This is a genomic window from Nostoc sp. FACHB-888 (genome assembly GCF_014696655.1).
Classification (GTDB): Bacteria; Cyanobacteriota; Cyanobacteriia; order Cyanobacteriales; family Nostocaceae; genus Nostoc.
This window is the reverse complement of record NZ_JACJQM010000272.1, coordinates 1-4,626: the sequence shown is the minus strand read 5'-3', so window position 1 is coordinate 4,626 and position 4,626 is coordinate 1. Positions and strand designations below refer to the sequence as shown.

General features: G+C 41.2%; 7 protein-coding genes. 2 read left to right on the top strand and 5 right to left on the bottom strand.

What is annotated here, in order from left to right; all coding sequences use genetic code 11:
• Window positions 1-70: 70 nt before the first annotated feature.
• The 5 genes from H6G26_RS38815 to H6G26_RS38795 form a co-directional block, all read right to left on the bottom strand.
• The gene (locus H6G26_RS38815) at window positions 71-1,114 is read right to left on the bottom strand and encodes a DUF3854 domain-containing protein (protein ID WP_190737104.1); all 1,044 of its coding nucleotides are present in this window, start codon (window positions 1,112-1,114) and stop codon (window positions 71-73) included.
• Window positions 1,111-1,791, bottom strand: a complete 681-nt coding sequence (locus tag H6G26_RS38810) for a hypothetical protein (RefSeq protein ID WP_190737103.1) — start codon at window positions 1,789-1,791, stop codon at window positions 1,111-1,113. Before H6G26_RS38810 ends, H6G26_RS38815 begins: the two co-directional genes overlap by 4 nt.
• Window positions 1,792-2,312: 521 nt before the next feature.
• Window positions 2,313-2,708: a hypothetical protein gene (locus H6G26_RS38805; RefSeq protein ID WP_190737101.1), complete on the bottom strand. Its 396-nt coding sequence runs from the start codon at window positions 2,706-2,708 to the stop codon at window positions 2,313-2,315.
• Complete coding sequence (locus tag H6G26_RS38800) at window positions 2,705-2,962, bottom strand: hypothetical protein (RefSeq protein WP_190737100.1); 258 nt, start codon at window positions 2,960-2,962, stop codon at window positions 2,705-2,707. The genes H6G26_RS38805 and H6G26_RS38800 overlap by 4 nt, the downstream gene beginning before the upstream one ends.
• A complete protein-coding gene (locus H6G26_RS38795) occupies window positions 2,959-3,144 on the bottom strand; it encodes a plasmid partition protein ParG (protein ID WP_199327279.1) in 186 nt (61 codons plus the stop codon). Before H6G26_RS38795 ends, H6G26_RS38800 begins: the two co-directional genes overlap by 4 nt.
• A gap of 273 nt (window positions 3,145-3,417) precedes the next feature.
• On the opposite strand from H6G26_RS38795, the gene H6G26_RS38790 reads away from it, so the two are divergent.
• Together H6G26_RS38790 and H6G26_RS38785 are read left to right on the top strand one after the other, a co-directional pair.
• Entirely contained in the window at window positions 3,418-3,780 is a 363-nt protein-coding gene (locus H6G26_RS38790) for a hypothetical protein (protein WP_190737098.1), read from the top strand.
• Between the two features lie 3 nt (window positions 3,781-3,783).
• Window positions 3,784-4,437: a hypothetical protein gene (locus H6G26_RS38785; protein ID WP_190737097.1), complete on the top strand. Its 654-nt coding sequence runs from the start codon at window positions 3,784-3,786 to the stop codon at window positions 4,435-4,437.
• The last annotated feature ends 189 nt before the right edge of the window (window positions 4,438-4,626 follow it).

Below are 4,626 nucleotides of genomic sequence, written 5' to 3'. Positions count from 1 at the left end.
TTCGTTCTAAAAAGCCAACACACAGAGGTACTGGACAACCAGTTGAAGCTCTTAAATTTCATATCACTAATCAGTCTTTCAGCCTTAACTGAACCGTATTGGAATGAATGCCGATTATCCCCTCATCTGGGAAATTTGCTATTTCCAGGCTGGATAAATCAGCTGTAGTCAATTTAATGTTGGCTGGATAGGTAAGTTGCCCTTCTAGCCGTTGTAAAATCTGCCAATGGTTGAGAGGCATTGCCTTTTCATAGGCATGGTCAAAGGCATCTGCTCCCTGAAGAACAATTAAATCATCAGCTCCCTTAGCTCCCTTCGCCCCATTCCAACGGATAATTTTTACTAAGCATCCAGTAGCAGATAGTAAACTGCCGAATTTATTTAGCGCTTGTTTAACTTGTCTTTTGGCCTTGAGCGACTCATCTTGGTCAAAGGCTAGAGAAATTTCTCTGCCACCTTTGGCAAACCTGACTACATCTGGGATTAAATATGGTTTTACAGGGAAACCATAGTCATCTTTACTACGGTAGCCACCATTGACTCCGTAGAGAGCGATCGCAACATAACCATGCGACAACAGGCATAAAGCCTTCTTCCCACCTTCGGTAAAGATGATTGGAATTTCTGGGTGATCTTCCAACCAGTCCCAAAAACTTTCAAAAGGCGGCGGAACTTCTATCCCAAAATATGAAGCAATTTGTCTCCTGATTTGACGACTTACTGTCGGGCGATACGCTCGTAAGCCAACACCTTTAGGAGTTTGGTATTTCTGCTCTTTACCTTTTTTCTTGTCAATCCTGGGCTTGCTCAGTTTCGACTGCCAATAGCTACCGTCTTCATTCTTGAACAAAGCAGCATAAATATTCTCTTGCGCTTGATGCCCAAATCTGGTATACCGCCAATTCAGAGCATCGTGGATCGGAGTCCCTATGACTTCCCCTGTATGTGGATCAAGCTCTAGGTCTGGGACAATTTCTATAGCTAAATTGTATGTTTCAACGTCAATCCCAGAACCATCAACAAATTCTGCGTGGATTTTATCGGCGAATTTTTCAATGCTGGAATTAGAGCAATTTTGTAATTCGTGGGATGATTTGGCTATGCGGCTACTCATGCTGCCACCTCCCAACCACCAAGAATTCCCAAAACGGGAATATTTTTAACCCCATAGAAGAGCGATCGCTTCAACTTTGGTGGGTTACACCTAAATTTCCACAACTTAAGCCAAGTCCTCTTCCAACAAGGATTATGAACGTTTTCATCGTTGGTAATAAATTGTTCACTGGTGAATAGCACCCAGGAGAGGAGCTTGTTCAGGGATGAACTTTTTAGTTCTGATTTGGTGCTAATTTTAGGGCTGCAACCTTCCCATCGGTAAAATTTATTTCCGAAACAAGAATAAATTCGTGGCCTACCTCCAAGTGATCGCACCAATTTCTCTATTTTTGTTAGGGTTATAGCAAGTCTCCCAAACCTCCCTAAAACCCTTAACCAGTAAAGTTTTTGAGGCTTTGGAAGGTTTAACAAACCCCCTTTAAATTTCAAATTTACAATAGCTAAAAATTTCCTGCCCTGGCTGCGAACCATTAAAATTCCCAATTTGGGAATGATTTTTAACTCAGATTCCAGCGATCGCCTCAATCTTTCTATTTTTAGTGAGGCAGCAGTAAACTCCCACAACCTACCTGAAGCTATTGCCCAGTAAGGCGTGTGAGGCTTTTCAGGGTTGCAGAGATTTGCAAAAACCCCATATTCTCGATTTTGGGTTGATTTTTTCGTTTTTTGATTCACAATCGGCTCCTCAGTACTAAATCTGGGAGCTGACTGCCCAAAACTAAGCCAAAATCATAATCATGATTTTGCTAAACAATGATTTTTGGCTTATTATTTAAAAAGTACTTGGGCAGTTTCGGCTCCCAAAGCAGAGCGGCTGGACTTCCTCTGAAACTTTTAGATAACCCTCGTCGCCAAACTTCGGATAATCTATAAGCTTGTGAAACCAGTTACGCTCTGAGAAATTCAACTAAATCGCTACAATAACATTTTCAGTTTCGTGATGTGTGCCTCCTGAGCATCATACGAGCTACATCCGATTATACTTGTGTAGAGCGACGAATTATTTGACCGCAGTGACAAATTATAAATTAAGTTCTTCATCTCTGTAAGCTTTACTGTCAGGGTATCTAATTTTTAGGATTTCTGATATGAAGTTGTAGAAATCCATTGAATAGGCGATGCAGAAGGATTTAGATTGGTGACAAATGATTTGTCGTTATGGTCAAATAATTTGTGGCTCTACACTTGTTTTCATGCTATTCATTTCGCTTTATTAGTTGTTCTAAAATTCTTTCTAACCTATCTACAGCAGCGTTAGTTGATGCTTGACTTGCTTCTAATCTGGCTTGATTTTCATCTAGTCTGAGAACTACGCTGTCTAATACAGAATTTCTAGCTCTTGTTGTCTCAATAAAATCTGTAGTTGTATCAACAAAATTGTCAATTTTCCTAGACAAGTTATCAACTTTTTCACCCATAGTTTGAACGGTCACAGCTAAACCATCAAGCTGTCTTTGGCTCAAGTCTTGGCGTTCAACAAGTCGGTCAAGCCTACTGTTGGCTGATTCAGCGTATCTGGCTGTAGACACTAGAAGCTGCTTTACAGTTTCTAATTCATTTTCAACATTGTCTAATCGTTGTGCGTTAGTCATTGCCCCGCCTCAATCATTTTGGCGATCGCCTCTTTATCAAAACAGTCTAGATAACTTACCAGTTCTCGAAATTGCTGGTATTTTTCCTCAGCATAGCTATCTGGTGTAAAGCCCAGAACTTCACAAAATTTAAAATAGTCAGCCCGCCAATTAAAGTTATTTAGTGCAGTAGTAAAACTTTCTACTGCCTCTAATGCCTCTGGCGATACCTCTGGTTTTTCTGTTTCGTAGGCTCCTCCTAGCGCTTCGCTCATGCTGCTCCTTTGCCTTTATCAGTTGTAGATGAGTTGGCTTCGTTTTCTGTTATCCAAGTTTTTACTAGCTCAAGCAAAACCTCGTTCATGCTTACACCTTTGAGAGCGCAGATGGACTTGAATCTAGCCCTCATCGATTCAGGTAGAAACATTTTGTAAGTTACTTGCTTTTCTTCAGTCACAACAGATTTACCACATTTACATACCTTTGATTATCCCTTTAAGGATAAATCAAGTCATTGGGGCAAATGGGTGTATTGCGTTGTTAACGTGGTTAGGGTTATGCTAACACCATAAGCCCAATCGATCAATAAAAAGCCACTAATTAGCGTCCTATGAGTATTCCAGAGATATACACAGCCTGGAGTTCAGCGATTGGATACTATACAGTGTTGTTTACTATATCGATATTTGGCTAATTATCCATTGATTTGTATTTATATCTGTACGAAGTGATGAAACCAAGACGGCGCAAAGATTCCACGAATTTAGATTTATTTATTGAGTTCCCGGCAACCAAGACACATTTAGCTGATTTATTGGGTGTCGCTCGTTCTACCCTTTGCACTTGGGAAAACATAGCGTTTTGGCGAATAGAGTCTTTCCGCAATGCCTACCCCAAAACTCATGATGGAAGCCTTGACCGCGAATCACCTTTGTCTCCCTACCAATCATGGGTATTGAGCCGTGTAGGTCGCCTGATGGCACAGCTGCGACGTGGCGAACGGGTAAAACAGTACATTGCCAAAAATCCTAACGATTTCAGCCGATATCAATATCAGAAATCATTTCAGCAAGTCCAAAAATTAGGAGCGTAAATTATGGCACCACGAAAAAAGGTTATTCCAACAATGGCAACGGCAGACGCAATCAGCATTCATGATGCTGCAAGAAAATACATGACCACAGAGCAAAGTCTGAGACTCGCTTTAAGCCATGTTCGCCCGGATGATTTTGACACTTTAAAGGCAGTTTCAGAAGCCGATTTAGAAGCGATCGCGTCACACTTTCAGCCAAAATTGTCAACCGTGGCTAGCAACACCTCAGAGTTACCCGAAAACTCCGAAACTCTCTCAGAAGAATTGCCTGAGCCAGCCACGGAACAATCACAAAAGGCCCTCTCTCTGCCGCAGCAACAGCAATACTTAACAACGCCTACCCAATCTCCTACATCTAATGTTCAACTCACCTTAATTGACCAACTAGCTCGGCAGGCATCAGAAGAGATTGAATTAGTAGATGCGATCGCACAAGTAAAAAATCAACTGATCCTAAATAACTTAGCTGTGCGAGATGCCGAATTAGCTGAGGGCATTAATCAACGCTGGCAGTACCAAAAGCAAGAATATCTTGGAGCGATTAGAGATTTAGCAAGTAAGGCTTTAGAACCTGTAGCGATCACTCCAGATGAAACCGACCTTACCCAAGAAATTGAAGGCATCATCACCGAACTCGGAAAAAAGCTAATCGTGTGAGAGTGATTAACATCCTGTTATCTCCCCTGGACTTCCTTAACTGGTTATTAGACCTCTTGCAGAATTGATTTTGTGTTATAATGATTGGTTTTCTTAATCTGAATGGGGTGAGATAACTAAAAAGATTGATGCCTGGGGTATTTATAGCGATAGTTGTAATCGCGGAACGTCTGACAGAAAAAACATCAC

Coding starts and splice junctions, on each gene's coding strand:
- H6G26_RS38815 (WP_190737104.1), bottom strand. CDS start 1,114: ATGAGTAGCCGCATAGCCAAATCATCCCACGAATTACAAAATTGCTCT.
- H6G26_RS38805 (WP_190737101.1), bottom strand. CDS start 2,708: ATGACTAACGCACAACGATTAGACAATGTTGAAAATGAATTAGAAACT.
- H6G26_RS38800 (WP_190737100.1), bottom strand. CDS start 2,962: ATGAGCGAAGCGCTAGGAGGAGCCTACGAAACAGAAAAACCAGAGGTA.
- H6G26_RS38790 (WP_190737098.1), top strand. CDS start 3,418: ATGAAACCAAGACGGCGCAAAGATTCCACGAATTTAGATTTATTTATT.
- H6G26_RS38785 (WP_190737097.1), top strand. CDS start 3,784: ATGGCACCACGAAAAAAGGTTATTCCAACAATGGCAACGGCAGACGCA.